This window comes from Rhodococcus sp. H-CA8f, from assembly GCF_002501585.1.
GTDB classification, from domain to species: domain Bacteria; phylum Actinomycetota; class Actinomycetes; order Mycobacteriales; family Mycobacteriaceae; genus Rhodococcus_F; species Rhodococcus_F erythropolis.
Map to the genome: position 1 here is coordinate 6,072,923 of NZ_CP023720.1, position 23,847 is coordinate 6,096,769.

Annotated in this window: 24 protein-coding genes; 14 read left to right on the forward strand and 10 right to left on the reverse strand. The window is 63.8% G+C overall.

What is annotated here, in order from left to right:
* Positions 1-82: 82 nt before the first annotated feature.
* From CPI83_RS28225 to cysC, 8 genes are all read left to right on the forward strand, one after another.
* Positions 83-736 carry a DUF6474 family protein gene (locus CPI83_RS28225; protein WP_003944178.1) on the forward strand — a complete coding sequence of 218 codons (654 nt, stop codon included), beginning with the start codon at positions 83-85 and terminating at the stop codon, positions 734-736.
* A 14-nt stretch (positions 737-750) separates the two neighbouring features.
* Positions 751-1,266, forward strand: coding sequence for a hypothetical protein (locus tag CPI83_RS28230; protein WP_092765645.1), 516 nt, complete (start codon positions 751-753; stop codon positions 1,264-1,266).
* Positions 1,267-1,318: 52 nt separating this feature from the next.
* A complete protein-coding gene (locus tag CPI83_RS28235) occupies positions 1,319-1,987 on the forward strand; it encodes a YcnI family protein (protein WP_069146702.1) in 669 nt (222 codons plus the stop codon).
* Positions 1,987-2,505 carry a copper resistance CopC family protein gene (locus CPI83_RS28240; protein WP_020905707.1) on the forward strand — a complete coding sequence of 173 codons (519 nt, stop codon included), beginning with the start codon at positions 1,987-1,989 and terminating at the stop codon, positions 2,503-2,505. The genes CPI83_RS28235 and CPI83_RS28240 overlap by 1 nt, the downstream gene beginning before the upstream one ends.
* Positions 2,506-2,509: 4 nt before the next feature.
* The gene (locus CPI83_RS28245) at positions 2,510-3,451 is read left to right on the forward strand and encodes a CopD family protein (protein WP_069146704.1); all 942 of its coding nucleotides are present in this window, start codon (positions 2,510-2,512) and stop codon (positions 3,449-3,451) included.
* Between the two features lie 122 nt (positions 3,452-3,573).
* Positions 3,574-4,383 (forward strand): Stf0 family sulfotransferase, encoded by an 810-nt coding sequence (locus CPI83_RS28250; RefSeq protein WP_019746329.1) that lies wholly within the window; start codon positions 3,574-3,576, stop codon positions 4,381-4,383.
* A complete protein-coding gene (gene cysD, locus CPI83_RS28255) occupies positions 4,380-5,294 on the forward strand; it encodes a sulfate adenylyltransferase subunit CysD (RefSeq protein ID WP_019746328.1) in 915 nt (304 codons plus the stop codon). Before CPI83_RS28250 ends, cysD begins: the two co-directional genes overlap by 4 nt.
* Positions 5,294-7,174 carry an adenylyl-sulfate kinase gene (gene cysC, locus CPI83_RS28260; protein WP_097388066.1) on the forward strand — a complete coding sequence of 627 codons (1,881 nt, stop codon included), beginning with the start codon at positions 5,294-5,296 and terminating at the stop codon, positions 7,172-7,174. Before cysD ends, cysC begins: the two co-directional genes overlap by 1 nt.
* Here the strand turns inward: cysC and CPI83_RS28265 are convergent.
* Genes CPI83_RS28265 through CPI83_RS28280 form a run of 4 tightly spaced genes read right to left on the reverse strand, consistent with a single transcriptional unit; the run spans position 7,171 to position 14,150 of the window.
* Entirely contained in the window at positions 7,171-8,541 is a 1,371-nt protein-coding gene (locus CPI83_RS28265) for a sulfatase (RefSeq protein WP_097388067.1), read from the reverse strand. The genes cysC and CPI83_RS28265 overlap by 4 nt on opposite strands.
* A gap of 56 nt (positions 8,542-8,597) precedes the next feature.
* Positions 8,598-11,795 carry a carboxyl transferase domain-containing protein gene (locus CPI83_RS28270; RefSeq protein ID WP_069146705.1) on the reverse strand — a complete coding sequence of 1,066 codons (3,198 nt, stop codon included), beginning with the start codon at positions 11,793-11,795 and terminating at the stop codon, positions 8,598-8,600.
* Positions 11,792-13,489 carry an AMP-binding protein gene (locus tag CPI83_RS28275; protein ID WP_020905702.1) on the reverse strand — a complete coding sequence of 566 codons (1,698 nt, stop codon included), beginning with the start codon at positions 13,487-13,489 and terminating at the stop codon, positions 11,792-11,794. The genes CPI83_RS28270 and CPI83_RS28275 overlap by 4 nt, the downstream gene beginning before the upstream one ends.
* Before the next feature lie 25 nt (positions 13,490-13,514).
* Entirely contained in the window at positions 13,515-14,150 is a 636-nt protein-coding gene (locus CPI83_RS28280; protein ID WP_019746323.1) for a TetR/AcrR family transcriptional regulator, read from the reverse strand.
* 1 nt (position 14,151) lies between these two features.
* Here CPI83_RS28280 and CPI83_RS28285 point away from each other — a divergent pair, with 1 nt between their 5' ends.
* Positions 14,152-14,331 (forward strand): hypothetical protein, encoded by a 180-nt coding sequence (locus CPI83_RS28285; protein ID WP_060938715.1) that lies wholly within the window; start codon positions 14,152-14,154, stop codon positions 14,329-14,331.
* Position 14,332: 1 nt separating this feature from the next.
* Here the strand turns inward: CPI83_RS28285 and CPI83_RS28290 are convergent, their stop codons facing one another.
* Positions 14,333-14,920 carry a DinB family protein gene (locus tag CPI83_RS28290; RefSeq protein WP_019746321.1) on the reverse strand — a complete coding sequence of 196 codons (588 nt, stop codon included), beginning with the start codon at positions 14,918-14,920 and terminating at the stop codon, positions 14,333-14,335.
* Between the two features lie 18 nt (positions 14,921-14,938).
* Between CPI83_RS28290 and CPI83_RS28295 the strand changes: the two genes are divergently transcribed.
* From CPI83_RS28295 to CPI83_RS28310, 4 genes are all read left to right on the forward strand, one after another.
* Positions 14,939-16,186 (forward strand): hypothetical protein, encoded by a 1,248-nt coding sequence (locus CPI83_RS28295; protein ID WP_046377698.1) that lies wholly within the window; start codon positions 14,939-14,941, stop codon positions 16,184-16,186.
* A gap of 65 nt (positions 16,187-16,251) precedes the next feature.
* Positions 16,252-17,901 carry an MFS transporter gene (locus CPI83_RS28300; RefSeq protein ID WP_021332682.1) on the forward strand — a complete coding sequence of 550 codons (1,650 nt, stop codon included), beginning with the start codon at positions 16,252-16,254 and terminating at the stop codon, positions 17,899-17,901.
* A 3-nt stretch (positions 17,902-17,904) separates the two neighbouring features.
* Positions 17,905-18,357, forward strand: coding sequence for a DUF6325 family protein (locus CPI83_RS28305; protein ID WP_097388068.1), 453 nt, complete (start codon positions 17,905-17,907; stop codon positions 18,355-18,357).
* A complete protein-coding gene (locus tag CPI83_RS28310; RefSeq protein ID WP_069146707.1) occupies positions 18,354-18,647 on the forward strand; it encodes an SHOCT domain-containing protein in 294 nt (97 codons plus the stop codon). The genes CPI83_RS28305 and CPI83_RS28310 overlap by 4 nt, the downstream gene beginning before the upstream one ends.
* Before the next feature lies 1 nt (position 18,648).
* Here CPI83_RS28310 and CPI83_RS28315 read toward each other — a convergent pair whose 3' ends face one another.
* The 5 genes from CPI83_RS28315 to CPI83_RS28335 form a co-directional block, all read right to left on the reverse strand.
* Positions 18,649-19,335 (reverse strand): SagB family peptide dehydrogenase, encoded by a 687-nt coding sequence (locus CPI83_RS28315; RefSeq protein WP_097388069.1) that lies wholly within the window; start codon positions 19,333-19,335, stop codon positions 18,649-18,651.
* Complete coding sequence (locus CPI83_RS28320) at positions 19,332-20,312, reverse strand: ABC transporter substrate-binding protein (protein ID WP_063315292.1); 981 nt, start codon at positions 20,310-20,312, stop codon at positions 19,332-19,334. The genes CPI83_RS28315 and CPI83_RS28320 overlap by 4 nt, the downstream gene beginning before the upstream one ends.
* Positions 20,309-21,103 (reverse strand): ABC transporter ATP-binding protein, encoded by a 795-nt coding sequence (locus CPI83_RS28325; protein WP_097388070.1) that lies wholly within the window; start codon positions 21,101-21,103, stop codon positions 20,309-20,311. Before CPI83_RS28325 ends, CPI83_RS28320 begins: the two co-directional genes overlap by 4 nt.
* A complete protein-coding gene (locus tag CPI83_RS28330) occupies positions 21,100-22,167 on the reverse strand; it encodes an iron ABC transporter permease (protein WP_058038095.1) in 1,068 nt (355 codons plus the stop codon). The genes CPI83_RS28325 and CPI83_RS28330 overlap by 4 nt, the downstream gene beginning before the upstream one ends.
* Positions 22,168-22,251: 84 nt before the next feature.
* Positions 22,252-23,511, reverse strand: a complete 1,260-nt coding sequence (locus tag CPI83_RS28335; protein WP_097388071.1) for an MFS transporter — start codon at positions 23,509-23,511, stop codon at positions 22,252-22,254.
* Positions 23,512-23,603: 92 nt separating this feature from the next.
* Between CPI83_RS28335 and CPI83_RS28340 the strand changes: the two genes are divergently transcribed.
* Entirely contained in the window at positions 23,604-23,792 is a 189-nt protein-coding gene (locus CPI83_RS28340; protein ID WP_047272767.1) for a streptamidine-related RiPP repeat protein, read from the forward strand.
* Positions 23,793-23,847: the final 55 nt, after the last annotated feature.

Here is a 23,847-nt window from a genome sequence, read left to right on the forward strand (position 1 = left end):
GAAGATTATGTGCTCCCCTAGGCTGAAGCCGAAGCGCAGGTACCTGGCAACACACAAACACCTGGAAACGGGGTCCTTTTCGATGGGGTTGTTCAAGAAGCGAAAGTCTCGTGCCACCCGCAAGGCGGAGGCAAAGGCTCTCAAGCACAAGGCTGAGGTCGAGGCGAAGCTCAACGCCAAGAGCCAGCGTAAGCGCGACAAGGTCGAGACCAAGTCGCTCAAGAAGCTGGAGAAAGCCGAGATCGAGTCACAGCACAAGATCGAAAAGGCGCAGATCGCGACCCTGAAGGCGCAGGAGAAAGCCGCTGCGAATCAGGGCCTGACTGTCGCCAAGGTGCGTAAGTACCTGGGTGTGGCACGTCTGCTTGCCCCCGTTCTCCTGCCGATCGCCTACCGCGCTGCCACGGCTGTGCGCGCCCAGCTCGACACCACGCGCGCGCAGAAGATGGGCATCGCCGTCGACCAGCTCGGTGACTACACCGGTCACGGCGCGAAGTTGAGCGCTCGTATCGCCGGCGCCGAGAGCTCGGTCACCGAGATCCTCAGCCGCAAGCCCGACGATGCGGAGACGCAGCGTTTTGCCGCCGCCATCCGTGAGCGCCTCGGCGATCTCAGCACGGCAGTTCGCGCTGCCGAGCAGATGCCTCAGGCTCGCCGTAAGGCAGCTCACCAGGCAATTTCTTCCGAACTCGACGGCGTCGAAGCAGATCTGCTCGCACGTCTCGGCGTGCGCTAGACCTGAGAACGCCAGTGAGAGCAGCCGAGCAGACCGCGACCCTCCGGGGGATATCTGTCGGTTCCGCTTCGGCTGCTCTCGCTGTCGCCGCGCATGGAATCGGCGGAGGCGAGCTGCCACAGTCGTCGTCGCTGACCCTGTTGCTCGCCGTCTGCGCAACCGTCGGCGCCGTGACAGCCACCCTTCCCGCCCTCTCCCGGGGGCCCGCTGCCCTGATCGTGGCTCTTGGCCTGGGTCAGCTTGCCGCCCACACCACCATGACGCTCTCCGAGCACGCTCATTCGCCCGCTCCGGGATTGCTGATGCTCGGTGCTCACGCCGGTGCCACCGTCGCCTGTGCGGTGGCGGTCCTGGCCGCCGAGCGCCTCTACCGCGTTGTCACCCACGCTCTCCACGTCGTCCTGGCGTCCCTGGCTCCCGCCGCCGTCACTTCCCGCGGCCACACCGTCTCGACCGGAATCCATCACGGACCCGTCGACGCCCTTCTTCGCGCCAGCATCTCGCGGCGCGGTCCTCCTGCCCTGGTCTGAAGATTCGTAGAACTCCCCACCCCTTCACCAGACCAAGAGGACACTTCCCGACATGAAGAACACCCTGATTTCGCGTGCGGTTGTCACGACCGTCGCTACCGGCAGCGCTGTGCTGCTGGCCGCCGGAATTGCTTCAGCACACGTCAGCGTCGTCGCACCAGGAGCTACGCAGGGCGGGTACTCCGTTCTCACGTTCCGCGTGCCCACCGAATCCGACACCGCTTCGACCACCAAGCTGACGGTGGCCCTCCCCGACCTCAAGTCGGCACGCACCGAACCGATGCCCGGTTGGACCGCCGTCGTCGAGAAGGACCCCACCTCGCTGGTCGCGAAGTCCGTGACGTGGACGGCCGACCCCGGCGTCGGAATCGCCCCCGGCCAGTTCCAGCAGTTCGTCCTTTCCGCCGGCCCGCTGCCGGAGCAGGAAGAGGTCGAGTTCAAGGCCGTCCAGACGTACAGCGACGGCAACGTCGTCAACTGGGATCAGGAAGAACTTGCCGACGGCAGCGAGCCGGACAAGCCCGCGCCGACGCTGACTCTCGCCGCATCCACCGGCGACGCCCACGGAGCCCCCTCTGCCGATAACACTGCCGAGACGTCCGATGCTTCCGAATCTTCTTCGTCAGACAACACCGCGCGCTGGCTCGGCGGCGTCGGCCTGGTGCTCGGCGCCTTGGGCGCTGCACTCGGCCTCGGCGCACTGGTCAGGAGCAAGCGCTGATGAGTACCCGGATCAAGGTCATCGCCGTCGGCATGCTCGCGATGCTGGCCACGATGCTCGGAATGGGCACGGCCAGTGCGCACTCCGCGGTTGTCGGCTCCAACCCGGAAAACGGCGCGTCCATTCAGGTTGCGCCTGACAAGGTTTCGGTCACGTTCAACGAGGCTCTGCAGGCGCAGTTCGCGGCGCTGACGGTCACCGGCCCGGACGGCAACCTCTGGACCAAGAGCGATCCGTCCGTCGAAGGACCCACTGTCAGTGCAGACCTCGGCGATCTCGGGCCGACCGGCGTCTACACCATCGCGTACCGAGTCACTTCCGCCGACGGCCACCCCGTCAACGGAACTCTGACCTTCACCCTCACCGAGGCGGGGTCGGGCACTCCCGGCGCTGCCGCCGCGTCGAGTACGGGTGAGTCGGAGTCCGGCAGCATGCCGGTGTGGATCTTCATCGTCGCCGGCGTCGTCGTGTTCGGCGGCGCGCTGTTCTTCGTGCTGCGTAAGCCGAAGTCGAGCTGATCGCGTGACGGGTACGGCAAACAGGTGGTGGTTGCTGTTTGCCGTACCCACAGCTCTGCTGGGAGTCCTCATCGCCTGGGGCCTCGCGAGCCCGTCGGGACCCGAATCGTCGAGCACTGTCCGCGTTCTCGCGATCGGATGCGGCTCGTTGACGCTCGGCATCGCGACGCTTGCCTGGATGGGCCGCAGTGAACGCCGCCCGGCAACAACCCCCGCCGTCATGTGGACTCAGCTCACCGCGGCGGCAGCGGTTTGGCTCGTCGCCGAGATCACGCTCCTCGTGCTCAATGCCGCAGCCGCAGACGGCGCCCCGGTCACCTCGCTGACCATCGGGCACTTCGGCGCATTCGTCTCCGAGGTCAACGTCGGCCGCGTCGGTGTCGCGATCATCGCGTGCGCGTTTGCCGTGGTCTGTTACGGCATCTACGGGTTCACCAATCCCGAGACGGTGCCCGTCGCACCGGCATTGGTCGTCTCCGCGTTGGCGCTCGCTGCCCGCCCGATCACCGGGCACATGGCGCAGCAGAGCTTCGGATCGATCCTCGACGCCGTTCACGTCCTCGCTGCGGCCTTGTGGTTCGGCGTGCTCGCCGCACTCGCGCTTGCCGTACCGTCGCGCGGTGCCTGGGCGATCTGGTTGCCCAGGTACTCCGCCCTCGCCTGGCGATGTGTCCTCGCGTTGGTCGTCACCGGTATCGTCAACGCCGTGGTGCGACTCGACTCGCTCTCCGCCTTCTACGACACCGCTTACGGCCGGGTGATCCTCGCCAAGATCGTGGCGATCGCAATGCTCGTCGCACTGGGATGGTGGTGGCGCCGGACATGGGTGGTCGCAAGTGCTGCACACCGCATGAGTTCGGACGGATCCCTGCGCCGCGCCATCGGTGAAGTTGTCTTCATGGCCATCGCATTCGGGCTCGCCGCGGCCCTTGCGACAACTGCGTAAGACGTGCCTCAGCACAAGATTTCGTGACCCGCACATTTAACGTTTCACGTCGAGATTTAACCTCTACGTGAGTTTATTTTCCCAGCTTGCGGCGGTTTCCGGCCACCCTTAGCGTTGCTCGCATGACGGAGGCCCAACGCTCGTTTCTCGTCTGCGCTTCGCAGCGCAGTGGCAGTACTTTGCTGGTCGAATCCCTGCGAGCAACAGGGGTCGCGGGTGAGCCGGAAGAGTTCTTCCAGTACCTCCCCGAGACCTCGCGTTCGCCGCAACCGAGGCAGTGGTTCGAAGACGTCACGGACGAGTCCGTCCTGGGGCTGCTCGCCCCGTTCCACCCGGGTACGCCGGACACCCGCACCTCCGAGCAGTGGCGCACACAACTTCTCGAACTCGGCCGAACACCCAACGGAGTCTGGGGCGGCAAGCTGATGTGGAATCAGACACCGCTCCTGCTCGATCGCGCAGCCGGATTGCCGTGGCGCAGTGGGACAGATCTACGTTCCGCACTCCACGACACTCTCGATCACGACCTGCAGTTCATCCACGTCTATCGAGAAGATGTTGTCGCTCAGGCTGTATCGATGTGGCGAGCCGTGCAGACGCAGGTCTGGCGCGACGACGCGACCCCACCGAATCTCTCGGACGGTGCGCAGTACAACGCGCTCGGAATCGCACACCTGGTGACGATTCTCGGTGAGCAGGAACGACAGTGGAAGCGCTGGTTCGAGGAAGAGGACATCTCCCCCATCGAGATCGGGTTCCGCGATCTCACCGAAGACCCGCAGTCCGTGGTCGCAAAAACCCTCATTTCCCTCGGTCTCGACGGACAACTGGCCCCACCACCGCCGCTGCGTCGTCAGAGCGACGGACGCTCCCGCGAATGGGTGCAGCGTTATCGCATCGACGCCGAACAGAACGGATACCCCGTCACATGAGCACCGTCACCGATGTCGTCGACGAACTCCGAGTTCTCGAATCCGAAGCGGTTCACATCATTCGAGAGGTGGTGGCAGAACTCGAAAGACCGGTACTGCTCTTCTCGGCCGGCAAGGACTCGATAGTCCTGCTTCGACTCGCCGAGAAGGCGTTTCGACCCTCCCCACTCCCTTTCCCGGTCCTACACGTCGACACCGGTCACAATTTCGAGGAAGTCATCGAATTTCGCGACCGCCGAATCAAGGAGGGCGGGCACACACTTCTGGTTGCTTCCGTTCAGGATTCGATCGACCAGGGTCGAGTGCAGGAGTCGACCGAGACCAGCGGATCGCGAAACCGCCTGCAGACCAGAACTCTGCTCGACGCTCTCGAAGGCGGGCGATTCGACGCCGCATTCGGCGGCGCCCGCCGGGACGAGGAACGCGCGCGAGCCAAGGAACGAGTCCTGAGCTTCCGTGACGAGTTCGGCCAGTGGGACCCTCGGGCGCAACGGGCCGAACCGTGGTCGCTCTACAACGGTCGGATCAGACGCGGAGAGTCCGTTCGTGTCTTCCCGCTGAGCAACTGGACAGAACTCGACATCTGGCGCTACATAGCCCAGGAGGAACTGGAGTTGCCGCCCATCTATTTCGCGCACGAACGGCGGGTATTCGAGCGCGACGGAATGCTCCTCGCTGCTTCGGAATTCAGCACCGACGCCGAGAACGCCGCGGCAACGACCGAGTGGGTGCGATATCGAACCGTCGGCGATCTGACCATCACCGGCGCCGTTCGATCGCACGCCACCACCATCGACGACGTCGTCACCGAGATCTCGGCCGCGACGGTTTCCGAACGAGGCGAGACTCGCGCAGACGACCGAACCTCGGTCGCCGCGATGGAAGACCGAAAGCGTGAGGGCTACTTCTGATGACCACCACCATCACTCGCCAACTCCTGCGGCTGGCCACGGCGGGTAGCGTCGACGACGGCAAGAGCACGCTGATCGGCCGACTGTTGCACGACACCGACAGTCTGCCTACCGATCACCTCGATTCCGTGACCGACGAGCACGGTGTCGCCGACCTGGCTGCACTCTCCGACGGATTGCGCGCCGAGCGTGAACAGGGCATCACGATCGACGTCGCGTACCGATTCTTCTCCACTCCGACCAGAAGTTACGTACTCGCCGACACCCCGGGACACGAGCGCTACACGCGCAACATGTTCACCGGCGCGTCCAACGCCCACGTAGCGGTCCTGCTGGTCGACGCGAGAACCGGCGTGCTGCGTCAGACGCGTCGACACGCCAGAATCGCAGCGCTACTTGGTGTTCCGAACCTTGTGGCCGTGGTGAACAAGATCGATCTGGTGGGCTTCGACGAAGCGAGATTCGCGCAGGTACAGGAAGAATTGCGGGTATTGGCACGCCAGCTCGGGCGAGGCGACGTACTTGCCATCCCCGTCTCCGCGAAAGCCGGCGACAATGTCGTGACCCGCTCGGAGAACACCGCGTGGTACAACGGGCCGACACTTCTCGAATATCTCGAAGGCGTCGAACTCCTTGCGCCCGCGACCCACATCGAGGAACTTCGGCTTCCCGTGCAGTGGGTTTCGCGTCCCGATCTGCAGAATCGGCGCCGGTACACCGGCCGAATTTCGGCAGGCACACTGAGCGTCGGAGACGAGGTAATGGTCCTGCCGTCCGGATCGAAGAGCACCGTGATCAGCCTGGACACCCTCGACGACAACCGCAGTACTGCCGTTGCACCACTGTCGGTTTCGGTGGAACTGGCCGATGACATCGACGTCGGACGTGGCGACGTTCTGGTCAGCGGCGGTGCGCAGGCTCATTTGCCGGTTCTGGCCCGAGAACTCGAAGCCACGATCTGCTGGTTGTCGAACACTCCATTGCGAGCCGGCGATCGGATAGCGCTCAAACATACTTCCCGGACCGTGCGCGCGACCGTTCAAGAACTGCACACCCGACTCGACCCCGAGACGCTCGATGAGCAGGACAGCCCAGTCGAACTGGGGCTCAACGACATCGGAACGGTCACGCTCCGAACCAGTTCCGTGGTGGTCGCCGACACCTACGACCACAATCGGGACTCCGGCGCTTTCATTCTGATCGACGAGCAGAGTAACGACACCGTCGGCGCCGGCACCATTCTCGAGCCACGCGTCGTCGTTCCCGGTGAGCAGACCCGCAACGACATCAAGTGGCATCCGTCTTCACTCGAACGTCAGCGGCGGTGGGCGTCGACGACCCAGAAGGGCGCGACGATCTGGTTGACCGGCCTACCTGCCTCCGGAAAATCCACCGTCGCTGTGGCTGTCGAACGTGCGCTGGTCGACGCGGGACGCACCGCGTATCTCCTGGACGGTGACAACGTCCGCCACGGTATCTCCGACGATCTCGGGTTCTCGCCGGGAGACCGGGCCGAGAACATCCGGCGCGTCGGACATCTCACTCGACTGTTCGCCGACGCCGGCGTCGTGGCCATCGCGTCGATGGTCTCACCGCTGCGTTCGGATCGGGCAATTGCGCGTGCTCTCAACGAAGCTGCCGGGCTCACTTTCCTCGAAGTTGCCGTCACCACTCCCGTCGAAGAATGCGAACGCCGAGATCCCAAGGGCCTGTACGCGCGTGCGCGAGCCGGTGAACTGAAGGGGCTCACCGGAATCGACGCACCGTACGAGACTCCGGAGGACCCGGACCTGGCTTTCGACACGACAGGCGCTGACATCAACGAACTGGTCGGGCGGGTCATCGCATTGTTGGAGGAGCGCGAAACCGCCAGGCCCTAGGGGTTTTCGGTGTCCGACTCGAGGTAACCGCGGTCCGCACTGTAGGCGGACCGCACGTTGGGTCGGACACCGATCTTCTCGAGGTAGGCCGCCATGCGATGCACCGCCATCGCGCTTCCCAATGCCTCGTCCGGGAGACGATCATCCGTTTCGGCGCGCCACGTGTGAAGCTGCGAGGACAATTCCGCCTGTATTGCCGAGACTTCCGGTCGATCGATCAGATTGATCCTCTCGTCGGGGTCGGCACGAAGGTCGTACAGCTCCCGGGGTGCGCGTACCGCCAGATGCTCGGTGCCGAGCGCCTTTCCGGAAAGACTGTCCTCTATGTCGAGCGGTAGATCCAGAGCGGGGCGGACAGCGTAGTTCTCGATGTAGCTGTAGTCCTTGGTGCGCACCGCGCGAATGGGATCGAAACTGTCGTGAAAGGTCTTCTCCGTGAACAAGGAGGTTCGGACAGGTTCGGACGGCTCGGTTCCACGATCGACGAGGGCATCGGCGTGCGAGCGCCCTTCCACCTCGGTGGGGACGTCGATACCGAGGAGATCGAGAATGGTCGGAACAAGATCCACACCGCTGAACAGTGTCTCGTATTCCTTTCCGCCACTGCGATACCGAGCCGGAGGGCGAGCGATCAACGCAATGCCGGTGCCGGGGGCGTAGAGCGTCGACTTGGCACGTGGGAACGCGGCGCCGTGATCGGTGAGAAAGAAGACCCACGTGTTCTCGTCGAGCCCCTCTTCCTCGAGCGTCCCGAGCAGATCACCCACCGCGGCGTCGGCTACCTCTACGCTGCCGTGGAATTCGGCCAGGTCCTCGCGTACCTGCGGCACGTCGGGAAGATATCCGGGCACCTCCAGCGCTGCGGTGTCCGCCAGGGTATAGCGATCGGCCGGGTACGGCCGATGCGTTTCGAAGAACCCCGTGGTGAGAAGGAAAGGCTCGGGCGGGAAGCGTCGTAGCCAGTTCTGGGCGCGCGGAACCACGTAGTCGCAGAACGAGTTCGTGACGTCGTACTCGTGATAGCCAAGCCGCTTCGGGTACGCAGTCTCGTGCTGCATGCCGAAGAGCGAGGTGTACCAACCGTTGTCGGAGAGGATCTGCGGAAGCGTCTGCACCTCAGCGTGGTACTCCCAGCCGTGGTGCGCCAACCCGATCAGACCGTTGTTGTGCGGATACCTGCCCGAGAAGAGAGAACCGCGCGAAGGTGAGCACAGCGGCGCCGTCGCGTGTGCGTCGGTGAACCGGATGCCCTCTGCCGCCAGCCGGTCCAGGTTGGGGCTGTTGACCCCGGCGACACCGTAACTCGCGAGGTGTCGGCCCAGGTCGTGCCAATGAATGATCAGGACGTTATCTCGCGCAGCCGACACGTGGGCAAGGCTAGTTGCCCTGCCCACGTGCGGCAACAGCTCGAATCAGCAGGATCTCAACTGTTTCTGCCGAGCTGCCTGATCCAGGCGCGGGTGTCGGCGGGATCGATGACATCGTCCAGTTCGAACGTGGTAGCCGCCATCAATGCCTTGCCCTGTGCGTAGGCCAGTTCCACGAACTGACCGAACAGAGTTTCCCGAGCCTCCGGGTCTTCGACGGATTCGAGTTCCTTACGGAAACCGAGGCGCACGGCACCTTCCAGACCCATCGGCCCGATCTCGCCGGTCGGCCACGCCACCGTGAACTCGGGTGCGTGGAAGGAACCACCGGCCATCGCCATGGCGCCCAACCCGTAACCCTTGCGCAGGATGATCGTTCCGAACGGCACCGTCAGGCGAGCACCGGCAACGAAGAATCTGCCGAACCTTCGGACCGTCGCCTCCTCCTCCGAGTCCGGACCCACCATGAATCCCGGTGTGTCGCAGAGGGTCACCAGAGGAATGCGGTGCGCTTCGAGCAGTTCCAGGAAATCCGAAGCCTTGTCCGAGGCTTCCGCGTCGATCGCTCCGCCGAGATGCTCGCTGCTGTTCGCCAGCACACCGTACGGAACTCCTTCGACACGAACGAGTGCCGTCACTACACCGCGACCGTAATCTCGACGCAGTTCCAGGACGCTGTCGACGTCCGCGATCGCCTCGATCGCTCCACGAACGTCATACGAGCGCAGGCGATTCTCCGGGACCACGTGCCGGGAGAGCCGCGGATCCGGAGCCGTCCACGCCTGGCTCGCGCCCTGGAAGTAGCCGAGGTACTGCTTCGCCAGCGCCACCGCATGAGCGTCGTCGTCAGCCACCAGGTGTACGACGCCGTTACGGCGCTGCACGTCGATGGGGCCGATGTCCTCGGGGCGGAAGTTTCCGAGCCCGCCGCCCTCGACCATGGCAGGGCCTCCCATGCCGATGTTGGCGTCGGGCGTCGCGATCAGTACATCGCAGGCACCGGCCAGGGCCGCGTTGCCCGCGAAGCAGCGGCCGGACACGACAGCGACCATGGGTACGCGGCCGCTCAGCGCCGCCATGGCACGGAAGGTTCCCAGTTCCAGGCCCGCTCCCGCCCCTGCATCGGTGTCACCGGGGCGACCACCGCCGCCTTCCGCGAACAGCACTACCGGAACTCGCTTACGATCGGCGATCTCGAGCAGGCGGTCGGTCTTGGCGTGATTGCGCATGCCCTGGGTACCGGCCAGCACCGAGTAGTCGTACGAGATCACGACGCTCTCGCCGCCGCTGATGGTCGCCACTCCGCCGATCAGACCGTCAGCGGGAGTGTTGGCGATCAGGTCTTCCTCGCTTCGCCGACTGCGCTGTGCTGCCAGCGCGAGAGCGCCGTACTCGACCAGGGTGTCGTCGTCGACCAGGTCGTAGACGTTCTCGCGAGCAGTCCGCCGCCCCAGCTTGTGGCGCTTCGCCACTGCCGCGGGCCGCGCCGCGTCCAGGGTCACCTCGTGGCGAGCGATGATCTCCGCCAGGTCGGGACGTACGTCGTCGAGGTCCACCTCGTCGACCTCGGCGAGCTTCGATCCCGCGCTCGCGCTACGGACGACGAGCAACGGTTCGCCCGCACTCACCGATCTCCCCGGTGACGACAGGACCCGGACCACTTCGAGGTCACCGGGCGCCGAGAGAACATGCTGCATTTTCATCGCTTCGAGGACGGCAACCTGGCCACCCGCATGGACGCCGTCACCGACTGCGGCAAGTTCGACGACGATTCCCGCCATCTGTGCACGGACCACGTCCTCGTCCGGCGCGATGTCCACACTCGCGGAGGGTGTTTGTGGGCCCGCTTCGGGAACGAGGTCCGCCAATCGAGAACCCAACCAGTCGACGTCGACCAGGCCGTCGCGGAAGTCCTTGTCCGACAGTAGTGCCTGCAGGAATTCGAGGTTGGTCGCCACGCCGTCGATGGTGAACTCACTCAAAGCAGCAATCGACTTGCGCACAGCGGCAGGAAAATCCGATCGATGCGTGTGGGTGACGACCTTCGCCAGCAGCGAATCATAACGCGCACTCGGCGAGAGTCCGACCGTACCGAAGGTGTCCACTCGCACGCCGGGTCCGCCCGGAGGAGTGAAGTTGTCGAGCGTGCCGGAGGACGGCAGCGCATTGCCGTCCGGCGTCATGGTTTCCATGTTGACGCGGGCCTGTATCGCAATCCCCGAAGCGTTTGCCACGGATCCGACCGTCTCCGATACCTTCTCGACAGCAGTGATTCCGGTTGGCAGGTCCAGGTCCTCGAACGGAACCCCGTCCGCGATCGCGAGTTGCACGGCGACGAGGTCGATTCCGGTGACCTCTTCGGTCACCGTGTGCTCCACCTGAATTCGTGGATTGACTTCGAGGAAGACGAATCCGCGTTCCTCGACCAGGAACTCGACCGTCGCGATGCCTCGATAGCCGACCTCGGCGCACAGCCTTGCGGCCGCAGCGTGAAGACGCTCGCGCAGGGCCCCCGACAGCCCCTGCGCGGGCGCAACCTCGATCAACTTCTGATGCCGACGTTGGACGCTGCAATCACGGTCACCCAGAGCGAGCGCGTGGGTTCCGCCTTGCCCCGGCGCCGCCACGATCTGCACTTCGATGTGCCGAGCGTGCTCACTGAGTACCTCGGCGAACAGTGCCGAACTGCCGAATCCCGACTGGGCTTCGGCCGCACACACACGGTACGCGTCGTCGAGCGCTTTCGGGTCGCGCACCGCGCGCATGCCGCGGCCACCGCCGCCGCTGAGCGCCTTGATCATGATGCCGCGGGAGTTGCGCTCGAAGAATTCACGCACCTCGTCGAGGTCGGCGTTCGCCGATGTCGATGGCAGGACCGGTACGCCGGAGTCGACCGCCGCAGTGCGGGCACTGGCCTTGTCGCCGAAAGTCCGGAGAACCTGGGCGTCCGGGCCGACGAAGACGATGCCCGCCTCGGTACACGCCTGCGCGAATTCGGCATTCTCACTGAGGAATCCGTAGCCCGGGTGCACGTGCGTGGCGCCCGTTTCGGCCGCGATCTTCAGCAGTGCGCTCTGATCGAGATACGCGGATGCGCCCGAAGCTCCGAGCGGCACCGACTCCGTGGCCGCCGCGACGTGCGGACTGGACGCGTCGTCCTCGGCGTACACCGACACCGTCTCGATCCCGAGTTCACGGGCAGTTCGAATGATCCGCAGCGCGATTTCGCCGCGGTTCGCAATCAGCAGTCTCACTTTTCCCCCTGAGTGCGCTCGAACAGATCGCCCTTGCGCACCTTTCCTGTTGCAGTCATCGGAAGCGCCTCGAGCACTTCCACTTCGGGCACCTTGTACGTAGCCATGTTCTCCTTGGCCCACGAGACGATCTCATCGGCCGCGGTGTCGGAACCCTCGACCAGCTGGACAAACGCAAAAGCCACCTGCCCCTTGTCCGGGTCCGGTTTCGGTACCACCGCAGCCTTTTCGATCGCGGGATGCAGCATCAGCAGCGCTTCCACCTCGGAGGGGAAGACACTCATGCCGTTGGTCTTGATCATTTCCTTGTTTCGCGCCAGGTAGTGCAAACCACCACGCTCACTGAACTTTCCGACATCGCCGGTCTGCAACCAGCCGTCACGGATGGCGTCGGCGGTGGCAGCCTCGTTGCGGTAGTACGCGGAAAGGATCGACGGACTGCGCACGATGATCTGTCCGTGCTCACCGACGGGAACCGGCCTGCCGTCGTGATCGACGATCAGAACGTCGGTACCAGGCACCGGAATTCCGCAGAACACCGGCTCGCTTTTCAGGTCGTAGTCGCCGTCCTGGAAACCGAGGGTGATCGTGTCCGCGGTGTGGGTTTCGGTCATGCCGTAGCTCGCTTCGCGCAGAACACCGCCGGTAGCCTCGCGCCACCGCTGGCGCGTGGCCGGATCGAGTTTGAGAACAAACGAGACTGCCATGGCGTTCTGGAGTGTCGAGAGATTTCGCTCCGAGAACCCTGATGTGTCCATCAGTTCGACGTAATTGTCGACGGTTCCGACCAGCGAGGTCACACCGTAGGTCTCGACCGCGTCGAGCGTGGTCTCCGCATCCCAACGATTCAGCAGGACAACGGTTCCGCCGTTGACGAGCGGAACCAGAATGCCGAAGTCCTCACCCGCGATCCAGAAGATCGGCAGAAACACCAGAGATACCGGCGGATTGGCACCCACCTGGTCACCACCGGCAAGCGTCGCGGTGGCCGCGGTGTAAACCATGTGACGCTGAGTGTGCTCACAACCCTTGGGCATTCCCGTCGTTCCGCCCGTGTAGTTCAGGGCGGCGAGGGAATCGAGTTCGGTGGCAACGGGAGTCGCCCGCTCACTGGTGATGATCGACTGCCAGTCGCTCAGGCGCGGATCGTCGACCTCGAAGGGCAGTTCGACGGTGGGGATCGCAGTCAGCATGTCCGATACTGCGGTCTTCGCGACGTGTTCGAGTGGAGTCTGCGAACGAACCTTCTTCACCAGCTTCGAGAAAGTGTTCTGTGTGAGAAGGACCGTCACGCCCGCATCGTTGAGTTCGTGAATCAATTCGTGTTCACGGAAGAGCGGATTGATGGGCACGTGAACCGCACCGACCTTGAGAATGCCGAGCATCGCGATATGGAACTGCGGGCAATTGACCAGGTGAACGCCGACGCGATCGCCGCGTTTGACGCCCAGCGAAAGCAGCCATCCGGCAAAACGATCCGAAAGCTCGTCGTACTCGGCGTACGTGATGACGCGGCCGTAGAAGACGATTGCGGGAGTATCCGGCCGCTCGAGCGCCCAATGCCGCAAGTAGTCGACAAGTCCCCCGCCTTCGAGCGGATACTCGACGGCGCGGGGAATCCCGGCGGGCCAATGCGCTTGTTGCAGCGCAGAGATTTCCGCCAGAGCCGCTTCGAGCACGTCTTGTTCTGCCACCGATCACTCCATTCGTAAAAGAAATCTATTTCGACTCTTCGAACCCGATCAACCGTTCGGACATCGTCGTCATATCTGCAATGAACTGGTTCTGCTCTTCGACACTCGCCTTACTCAGTCGTGCTCCACCGGCCATCTGTGCGTCCGAGATCATCTGAACGAGCACCGGGGGCGAAACACAGGGATCTACGTCGTGAACCTGTCGAATCCGTTCGACAAAGCGGACGTAGCGGCTCACGAGCTTTTCGCGAACCGCCGACCAACTGCGCTCGACCTCGGAATCCACCCGCGCCCGATGCTCGATCACCGCGAGCAGGTCACCGTAGGTGTACACGGCCGTGATGAACGCCGACGTGGTCGTTCGGAGAACTTCGCGTAGATCCTCGGCCGCCGGGCCCTCCATGTGCTGAGCGTCGAGGAAGCGTCGGCACATCATTTCGGCGACGGCGCGGAAGACCTCGTCCTTCGACGAGAAGTACGCGTAGAAGGTCGCCCGGGACACATCAGCCCTGGTCGTGATCGTCTCGACCGTCACGGCGTCGTATCCGAGTTCGCCGAAACAGAGAGCAGCGGTGTCGAGCAGGCCGGCCCGACGTGGACCGTCCCCGAGCTTGCGGGCTGTCCGCGCTCGCTCCTGCGTTTCGCTGGTGGTCACCGTCACAGTGTGTGTTGACGTTGACGTCAATGTCAAGAATTGCGGCATCCTCGCCGCCGTTCTCGTCGGCTCAGTCGCGAAGATGGGCGAGAAGAAAATCGTCTCCCGGATCACCCGTGGGGCCGGCGACATGGTCGGCCCGGCGATCGTCGTCGTGGTGATCGGTGCGGCAGCGGTATTCGAGTAGTTCAGGCGTGGTGGGCCTCGCGTGCCGCCGTCTCCAGACGGTCGTTGTACTCGGCCCACCACGCCTCATCACCGGGAGCCAGATTGTTGTCGCCCGCCTTCATCCCAGCAGCTCCGTCGATCAGCTCCCGCACGATGTCCGCGTGGCCGGCGTGCCGATGGATCTCGGTGACAACGTGAACGAGTATCCGGTGCAATGTGACGTCGCGACGATCCTCCGGCCAGTGCTTCACGAAGCCGGGGGCGTCCAGATCGTGCTGCTCGATCGTGGCGTCAGCGAAAGCCCAGGTGCGGCGATAGGTTTCGACGATGTCGGCACTGGACTCATCGGCGCGGGCCCACATGTCGACGTTGAGTTCCTCCGAACGCAACCACGCCGGTAGATCGGGAACCCGACGGCCGAACGTCGGACCGAAATACCCGAGCTCGACGCCGATCATGTGTTTGACCAGTCCCAACAAGTTGGTCCCTGTCCGGGTCATCGGACGCCGAATGTCATACTCCGACAGCCCGTCGAGCTTCCAGACGAGCGCGTCACGTGCTGCCTGCAGGTACCGCTGGAGATCTTCCTTTTCCGAGTTGGTGGTCATGAAACCAACCTAAACCGAGTGGAGCAGACATTGACAGCGGTGGAGGATCTGACCGAGGTTGCCTCCCGGGCCGTCGCCGCCGAGCGTGACGCCCGGTCGGTGCGCTGGCACAACCCGGCAGCCGTCCGCAAGGCCGCCGCGTCCGTGCGTGATTCGCTCGACGACGAACGATCAGCGCTGAGCCGACCGTCGTACAGCGGTTTGTCGCCGTCGCCGCACATGGCTCGCCAACTCGAACTGATCACGACGTTGCAGCCGCCGCTGCCCGCCGACGCCGGCATCAGCACCGCCGCGCAGGCCGAGGCCGACGCCGTCGCCGCGGTGACCACCGCGCGGATAGCCTTGCGCGCCGCCCACCTTGCGGTTCTCGAAGCACGCGTCGCCGCGCTCGATGCCGGAGATTCCGATACCGTCGCCGCCGCGATCCGCGGTTACATCCCGCTGAACTCGGGCAACCCCGTCGTCCGGCACGTGCAGGGTCTCGGCTCCCGGATCCGTGAGGAAGCACGGCACGTCGTGAGTGGCAAGCCTCGGTCGATCGCTTTTCGACTGGGGCTGAGCCTCGGAATGGGCTTGGCGTACCTGGCATTCATTCGCCTCTTCCAGTGGGACGCCAAGGAAGATCGACTGCCTTACCTTGCGCTGTACGCACTCTCGGGTGTGGTCGGAAGCGTCGTGTGCACCAATGCGCTCAGCTTCGACGCCGGCCGCGTCCGTGCTGCTTTGTCCGGCGGAACCAGGCTCTGGCACGTCCTCGTCGCGAAGAATGCGATGATGCTGCTTCTCGTCGGCAGCGCCGGGTTCTTGCTCAGTGCCATCCTCGCGTGGCGCTCCGGAAGCAGTGCTGATCTGGTGAAGGCGTGCGGTCAGGTACTGACCATGATCCTGCTGTGGCTCGGTGTCGCCAACGTGATGTCCGTGGCCTTGCCGCTGCGGGCCGAACCGATGACGGCGAGGCGCCACGACGGCACATGGAAGCAGTTCCTGCTGTCCTTCGTCATCTCGTACGGTGTCGGACTGATCGTCAATCTGATGCTCTACTGGCGAGTCTGGGCGAAGACGACGCTGCTCGAACAAATGGGCGGGCCGTGGATTCCGGTCCTGTTGCTCCTCGCGAGCGCGGCCGCGACGTGGCTGTTGCTGACCGTCCTGGCCGTACTCCTGGCCGAGCAACCACGCTTCCGGCGCGCCTTGCAACGGGAGATGGTGGTCTACCGCGAAGAAACCAACCACTTGCAGGCGACCATTCAGCACAATTCCGGCTAATGTAACCGTGCGTGGCTGATCCGGGCACGCCGCGAGTACACGCAGTGTCGAGGAAGGCGTGACCCATGATGTCCGTAAAGCCTGGCGCAGCCGATACGTCGGCCGCCGTAACCACCGCCTCCTGGCTACCACTGATCGTGGTGGTCCTCACGCAGATTCAGGCGTCGTTCGCCGTCAATGCGCTGACCGTCTCGATGGCCGGCATCACCACCGATCTCGACACTCCTGCAACAAGTGTCGGCACCGCGATCACCGCAGGCACCTTTGCCATGGCTGCCTTCATTCTGCTGGGCGCCAAGATCGGCGCCCGCTACGGGACGCGTTTGGTCTTCCAGATTGCCGTCGCGATTCACGGTCTCGCGATGGCTGCGGTCGCTCTGAGCCAGAGCCCGGCAATGCTGTTCGTGGCGCAAGCCGCGTCCGGCGCCGTGATCGCTCTCATCGCCCCCGCGTTGACGGTTTTCATCGCCACGAACTTCAATGGCGATCAGCAGGCAAAGGCCATCGGTTACCTGGCAGCAGCAATCCCCGCAGCCGGTGTGCTGGCACTACTCATCGCCGGTTCCTTCGCGACGACCATCGGGTGGCGCTACTCCTTCGCCCTCGTCGTGGCGCTCGCCGTGGTCAACCTGGTCCTGAGTTTCCGTGTCAAACCTGTTCCCCCGCAGAAGGACATCACCATCGATTGGGCCGGCGCCGCACTGGCTGCCGTTGCCGTCATCCTGCTCAGCTTCGGTTTCAGCGGCCTGAACTCGTGGGGCGTCATCCTGGCCACCGACGCTGCGCCGTTCTCGGTCATCGGTGTTTCACCCGCGGCCATCCTGATCGTCCTCGGCACCATCTGCGCGCAGGGATTCTTCCAGTGGACGCGAAGCCGCAAGGCGCAGAACAAGCCTCAGCTCTTCAACCTCGACGTCCTCAAGACCGGCGCCGAGCGCGCCACCACGATTTGCATGGCGACGATGATGTTCGTGGGAACCGCGGCCAACTTCCTCATTCCGCTGTACATGCAGATCATCCAGGGCCGCAGCAGCTTGCAGACGTCGTTCTCGATCATCCCGTACACACTCTCGATCTTCATCGCGAGCACCGTCGTCGCGCGCCTGTACAAGACGTACTCCCCGCGTCTGATCGCACGAGCCGGGTTCGTCGTTGTTGCCGCTGGACTCATCCTGTTGGCCTTCACCATTCGTGGTGACTGGCATCAGATCTTTGTTGTCATCGGCCTGATCACCCTCGGCCTCGGGCAGGGCGCCATCGTTGCGCTGGTGTTCAACACCCTCCTCACCGCAGCTCCCAAGGAACTGGCCGGTGACGTCGGCGCCTGGCGAGGACTGGTACACAACATGTCCGGCAGTGTCGGCATCGCGGTGGCCAGCGTGTTCGCCGTCGGAATCCTGGGTACCCTCGTCAGCTCGCAGCTGATCGACAACCCCACCATCCCGGCATCGCTCAAGGTCGAGTCAGGGATCAATCTCGACCAGGTCAACTTCGTCCCCAACGATCAACTCGTCGTGACGCTCGAAAACACCTCCGCGACACAGGCACAGATCGACGAAGCCATCCGGATCAACACCGAAGCGCGCCTGCGCGCACTGCGAACCTCGCTGCTCGTACTCGCCGGGCTCTCTCTGCTCGCCATCATTCCGGCCGGGCGCATGCCCAACGAAGTACCTGCTCTGGAAGAACCGCAACCCACGAAGGGCAAGAAGTAACCGATGTCCAACCAAGACCAATTCGGTCCGATCGAGTACGTTGCTGTCGAGTTTCCCAGCGGTGCACCGACCTCCGCGGGATTCGAGCAGCTGCTCGCTCTCGTCGACTCCGGAGTGATCCGCATCCTCGACCTCGAGTTCGTCACCAAAGCCGCCGACGGATCGGTATCCGTCGTACCCGCGTCCACCTTCGAACTCGCAGATTTCGATTTGGCGCAGTTCGACGGCGCTGCCTCCGGACTGCTCGACGCCGGCGACATCGCTGCCGTTGGTGAAGAGTTGGCTGCCGGAAGTGTTGCCGCCGTACTCGTCTACGAGGAACTGGCAATACTGCCGGTCATCGAGGCCTGGACCCGCAGCGGCGCAAAGGTTGTCACCGAAGGTCACCTGAGCGTGGACGAACTGGCTGCTGCACTGGACAACACCGCACCGGATACCACGGAGAAGGACGCATGAGTTTCTTGAGGCGAGCCGGCCGGGTAGCCGTCGCAAGCTCCATTCACGGCAATGTTCAGCGCCGTCAGCGGACCCGTTGGGCTGCCGAAGATCAGGCCCGCGCAGCGCAGGTCCAGCCGGTGCCGCCGATTCCCGATCTACCGCCCCTCCCGCCGCAGGCAGCTCCGGCAGAATCGGAAATGTCGATGGACGCGAAGCTCGAACAGCTCACCAAGCTGGGCGAACTCAAGAATGCCGGCGTATTGACGGAGGCCGAGTTCGAGACCCAGAAGGCGCGCATCCTCGCCTGAACTAGCTGGGCCGCCCGAGTGCAAAAGCCATGACGGGAAGCTGCGTCGTCGCGAGATTCAACAGAGATGCCACTCGGGCATCCGTGAATCCTGCGATGGCGCAGCCCACAAGTCCCATCGCCTCGGTCACAAGGTACAGATTCTGAACCAGCACACCGGCATCCACGTGCATCGTGCGGTAGTGCCGCATCGCGTACTTCTCGAGCGGCGCTTCCACGTCGGCGACCACAAACAGAAGAACCGGGAACACGTCGACGAACTCGGGCTGGAGAAGGCTCGCTCGAAGGTTTCCTTGTACGTCACCCAGCCGGACGGCCTCAGCACGGCCTTCCTGGATGTACCGGTACACCCCGGCTCCAAGCGAGTGTCCGGGTTGGCTGACAACAAACGACAGCCTCAGTTCGCGCATCCCACCGGCCGTCGGGCTGCTGACCAGACTGTGGTGCAGCACATTTGAAAGTTCATCGATTCCCAAAGCATCTTGCGCTGGGTTGTAGTGGCTCCGTCGTGCCTGCAAGATATCCGGAAAGTCCTGGGCCGGCAGTGGCGTCGGCGCCGGTAATTCAACGAACTCAGACGTCACCGGCGGCAGTGCGCCCTCGTCGAACGGTAGCTCCGACGGACTCACCGTCCGGTCCAACACTGCATGCAGCGATACGACGGCCTCGATTCGCTCGAGTGCGGTCACGAACCCGGGTGCAGCAGGCGAGACACCTCGCCGGCCCCGTCGATCGAGACCAACTCGCCGGCGAACCACGCCTCCGGAACGGCAAAGATCGCATTCGACGCCGCGGCGGGGGTTCCGGCAAATGCCGTCCGCGCAGCATCCAGGGTGGATTCCCGAGCCGACTCGGTGGAGTAGACGACGAGGACAGCCTTCGGCGACTTCGCGAGCACCGATTCCGTGGCTACCTGGCCGAAGTACTTTCCGTCGGGAAGGTCGTTCTCGAAAAGATTGCTTCCCCCGGCGGCCTCGAGCACACTGCTGTAGAGGCCCCTGGCCAGAGCATAGGACTGTCCCTCCGAAACCTGAACCATCACAGTGGGAACCGGCTCCTGCCCGGCGACAGATGCCTCGGTTGCTGCGAGGGACTTCTTGCCGTCGGCCAGGAGGGTTGCTGCCGCGTCACTAGTTCCGGTCAAGGCGCCGAGACCGTCGAGGTCGGACCAGACGTCGTCGATCCGCCCCTCGGTGACGGCCTTGTGGCAGTAGCCGCTGTTCACGAAGATCGGGATGCCGAGGTCACGCAATTCGTCCATGGTCTGCAATCGGTCACCGTCGAACCAGTATTCCCCGTCGGAGACAATCAGATCCGGACGGGCGTCGAGCAATGCTTCTTTCGCGGGAACTCCGGTGCTCAGTACCGGCACGGCCGCGAACTGATCAGCGAGTTCGGGGCTGGGAGGAGAGAGGTCGGTATTCGATTGTCCGACAATGCGGTCGGCGGCGCCGAGCTGAATGAGAAGTTCCGTCATCGACGGATACAGCGAGACAATCCGCTCCGCCGTCTTGGGCACCGTGACCTCGCGATCACAATTGGTGACGGTGATCTTCTCGGACGACGACGCCGCCGAATCCGCCGTGGAGTTTCCGCATGCGGTCAGTACTGCAGTGGCGGTAACGGCCGAGCACAACAGCGCGGCAGTACGTATCGAGGATTTCAAGACACTGCTTCTTTCGTGTGTAGGAGCGGAGGGGCGAACGAGAGCAGGGGGCGCCCGGTCAACGGATGAGTGCCGAGATGCACCTGAACCCCGAATACTTCGGACAGCAGGTCCTCGGTGAGGACCTCGGCCGTTGGTCCTGTCGCGACAACTACCCCGCCGGAGAGCAGACAGACGTAGTCGCAATACGCTGCGGCCAAGGCGAGTTCATGGATCGCGACAATCGTCGTGGTACCGAGTTCGGCGACCAATTCCATCAATTCGAGTTGAGCACGGATGTCGAGGTGGTTGGTGGGCTCGTCCAGGACCAGCACCGACGGTTGTTGAGCGATCGCCCGGGCCAACATCACACGCTGCTTTTCTCCGCCGGACAGTTCGGCGAAGAGACGTGATCCAAAGCCCTGCATGCCGGTTCGCATCAGTGCTGCGCTGACGATGTCTCGGTCGATCTCGCCGAGTCGAGAGAACGCGCTGTGATGCGGCGTTCGACCCGTTGCAACCACCTCGCGGACGCTGAACGAGAAATCGGATGAATGCTCCTGCCCCACAACACCGATGATGCGTGCTGCCGATCGAGGCGAGTGATCGTCCCAAACATTCACCTCGTCCACCTTCACGATTCCGCTTCGCGGCTTCATCGAGCGATACAACGCGCGAAGGAGGGAGGACTTTCCACTGCCGTTCGGTCCGACGAGTCCGACCACGCTTCCCTCGGGCGCTTCGAGGTCTACACCCGAAACCACGAGGCGTCCGCCCCGAACGACGTGAATTCCGCTGGCCGACAATCTCATGACTGCGCACCGCCGTCCCGTCGAAGCAACCAGAGGAAGAACGGTGCACCCAATCCGGCGGTGATGATCCCGAGTGGTAATTCGTTGGGCGCATCCAACATCCGAGCCGCAAGATCGACGATCACCAGGAAGGTGGCACCAACCAACGCGGTCGCGGGGAGCAGCTTGCCGTGATCGGAACCGACCAGAAGTCGTACGGCGTGCGGCACGAGCAGCCCCACGAAACCGATTCCCCCGGCGACGGATACGACAACCGCGGTCAGCAACGACGCGATCACCAGTAGTAGCAACCTGGTACGGCGCACGTCCACGCCGACCGATTGCGCGCTCTCGTCTCCCATGGCCAACGCGTTGAGTTGGCGCGATTGTGTCAACAGAATTGCCGCACAGACGGTGATCACCGCGGCGGGCACACCGAGATCCGACCAACTGGCCCCGCTCACCGAGCCCAGCAACCAGAAGAGCACTCCCGAAAGCTGACTCGGATCGGCGCGCAACTGCACAAAACTTGTTGCAGCCGAGAGCAGATAGCCGATGGCAACTCCGGCCAGGACCATGCGCAGCGGGACGAGCATTCCCTCTCGCCGACCCAGTACGAGAACCGCGATCAGGGAGACCATGGCCCCCAGGAAGGCTGCCACCGGAACACCGATCGACAGGCTGGTTCCGATGCCGGTCGTCATGATCAGTACTGCACCGAAGGATGCTCCGGAACCCACGCCCAGAATGTACGGATCGGCAATCGGGTTGCGCACCAACGCTTGCAGCACGGCGCCGGCCAGCGACAGCCCGGCGCCCGCCAATGCCGCAATCAGAATGCGCGGTACCCGCAATCCCCACACGATCCGATCGAGCAACGGGTCGACCGGCGGACCGCCGACGTGTGCGTACAACACCGCGAACACGTCGGCAAAGGACACCGACGCGGCACCCGACCACACCGCGACGGTGGAGACCGCGACAAGCACAACCGCCGTGGCCAACAGAAACGGGACGTACCCGCGCTCGCCGACGGGATGTGGACGCGACGGCACTCGTGGTGCTGCCTCGCTGGTCAGCGTCATCGCACTCCTGAGTCGGTGGGGTTCGCAGTCATGAACAGGTGGATCTAACCATAACGACAGTCGTTTTCATTAATAGTCACATGCTCATCTGTGCGGGTGAGGGTCGGTCCGCAGCGCGCTCGCCCACGCGAATAGCGCCCCGACCAGCGCAAAGATGCACGCAACGAGGTAGGCGGTGCCGATGTCCCAGCGTCCTGCGATTGCCCCGGCAATCAAGGCGCCGACCGGCGAACCACCCCAGGCGACCATCCTCGCCGTGGTGTTCACGCGCCCCTGCAGACGATCCGGAGTCAGGCGCTGACGTGCACCGATGCCATTGAGGATGGTGACGGTCGCACAGCCGGAGTAGACGACGAGCGCCGTGATCGCGGCGCCGGTATTGCCGGTTGTCGCAACGACGAACAGCACCACCGGGCCGATGGTCAGCGCCCCGACCGTGATCGCCCCGACCGGCCACTGCGCCGGTAGGCGTGGGAGCAAGACTGCCCCGACCACTCCACCCACGGAGACGGCCGTCCACACGGCGCCGATCATCGGACTCGACGTCGAAATCCCAAGCCTCTCGGATGCGTACACCACCAGGAGCGCCGTAACCGCACCCTGCGTCAGCGAATTGACGAAGCCGACGCCGGTCAAGGCCCGCAGAAGCGGCGACTGCCAGAGGAAGTTGAGGCCTTCGCGTATGTCACGCGCAATTCCGGTTCCCGACTTCTTCGGCGCCGCAGGAGTAATCGAAAACGAGGCTCCGATCGAGGCCATGGCCAGCCCGGCCAGTACGTAAGCCAGTGCATCAGCACCCAATGCGTAGGCCGGGCCGATCGAGGCCACAAGCACGCCGGCTATCGCCGGAAAGACAACATCGATCAGCGTGCTGGACGTCCACAGCGCGCTGTTGGCCGCCGGTATCCTCTGCCGACCGACCAGAGCAGGCAGCGCTCCGAAAGCAGCGGCGTCGAACCACACGAAACACGTTCCGATACACATCGATACGCCGACGGCATGCCACGCCGTCAATACGCCGAGTGCCTGCGCTGCCGGAATACTCGCCAAAGCAAGTGCAGCTACGGCCTGCGCACACAGGATGACCGTCCGCCGGTTGACTCGGTCTGCCACGGCGCCGGCGAACAAGCCGAACACGAGATACGGCAGAACCGTCCCCGCAGCCGCGAGCGAGGTGAGAAACGGAGACCGGCTGATGTCGAACACCAGGATCGGCATGGCCACTCCGGTGACCGCCGCACCGGCTACGGCAATCGTACGAGCCGTGAAGAACAATCGAAACGATCTGTCCCGAAAGACATGTGGTTGCGCTTCGACGGATCCCGTCGTCGGGGTCTCGCTCATGTATGCACTCTCTTGTACCTGTTGCTCTCCGTGGCGATCTTTCGTACGGTGGGATCGTAATGGAAATGGTTTCCATTACGGAAGGGATGACAATGAGCAACATTTCGTTCGACAGCATCTCCAACTCGGCTCCGGCCAATGCACTCCAGGGCGTCGGCACCAACGCTCTCGTCGACAACCCGTTCACCTTCGAGCCGGTTGCCGAGGCAACGTCCGCACACGCTCTGCAGGGTGTGGGCACCAATGCCCTCGTCGACAACCCGTTCAGCTTCCAGAGCTGAAACCTCCCCTGATCCAGACTGTTTCGACAGTCTGATCTGCCGATGACCCCGCCCG

Excerpts from the sequence above, each read along its gene's own strand:
- CPI83_RS28235 (WP_069146702.1), top strand. The coding sequence starts at position 1,319 with ATGAAGAACACCCTGATTTCGCGTGCGGTTGTCACGACCGTCGCTACC.
- CPI83_RS28225 (WP_003944178.1), top strand. The coding sequence starts at position 83 with ATGGGGTTGTTCAAGAAGCGAAAGTCTCGTGCCACCCGCAAGGCGGAG.
- CPI83_RS28340 (WP_047272767.1), top strand. The coding sequence starts at position 23,604 with ATGAGCAACATTTCGTTCGACAGCATCTCCAACTCGGCTCCGGCCAAT.
- CPI83_RS28330 (WP_058038095.1), bottom strand. The coding sequence starts at position 22,167 with ATGACGCTGACCAGCGAGGCAGCACCACGAGTGCCGTCGCGTCCACAT.
- cysC (WP_097388066.1), top strand. The coding sequence starts at position 5,294 with ATGACCACCACCATCACTCGCCAACTCCTGCGGCTGGCCACGGCGGGT.
- cysD (WP_019746328.1), top strand. The coding sequence starts at position 4,380 with ATGAGCACCGTCACCGATGTCGTCGACGAACTCCGAGTTCTCGAATCC.
- CPI83_RS28325 (WP_097388070.1), bottom strand. The coding sequence starts at position 21,103 with ATGAGATTGTCGGCCAGCGGAATTCACGTCGTTCGGGGCGGACGCCTC.
- CPI83_RS28335 (WP_097388071.1), bottom strand. The coding sequence starts at position 23,511 with ATGAGCGAGACCCCGACGACGGGATCCGTCGAAGCGCAACCACATGTC.
- CPI83_RS28250 (WP_019746329.1), top strand. The coding sequence starts at position 3,574 with ATGACGGAGGCCCAACGCTCGTTTCTCGTCTGCGCTTCGCAGCGCAGT.
- CPI83_RS28300 (WP_021332682.1), top strand. The coding sequence starts at position 16,252 with ATGATGTCCGTAAAGCCTGGCGCAGCCGATACGTCGGCCGCCGTAACC.
- CPI83_RS28310 (WP_069146707.1), top strand. The coding sequence starts at position 18,354 with ATGAGTTTCTTGAGGCGAGCCGGCCGGGTAGCCGTCGCAAGCTCCATT.
- CPI83_RS28305 (WP_097388068.1), top strand. The coding sequence starts at position 17,905 with ATGTCCAACCAAGACCAATTCGGTCCGATCGAGTACGTTGCTGTCGAG.
- CPI83_RS28290 (WP_019746321.1), bottom strand. The coding sequence starts at position 14,920 with ATGACCACCAACTCGGAAAAGGAAGATCTCCAGCGGTACCTGCAGGCA.
- CPI83_RS28240 (WP_020905707.1), top strand. The coding sequence starts at position 1,987 with ATGAGTACCCGGATCAAGGTCATCGCCGTCGGCATGCTCGCGATGCTG.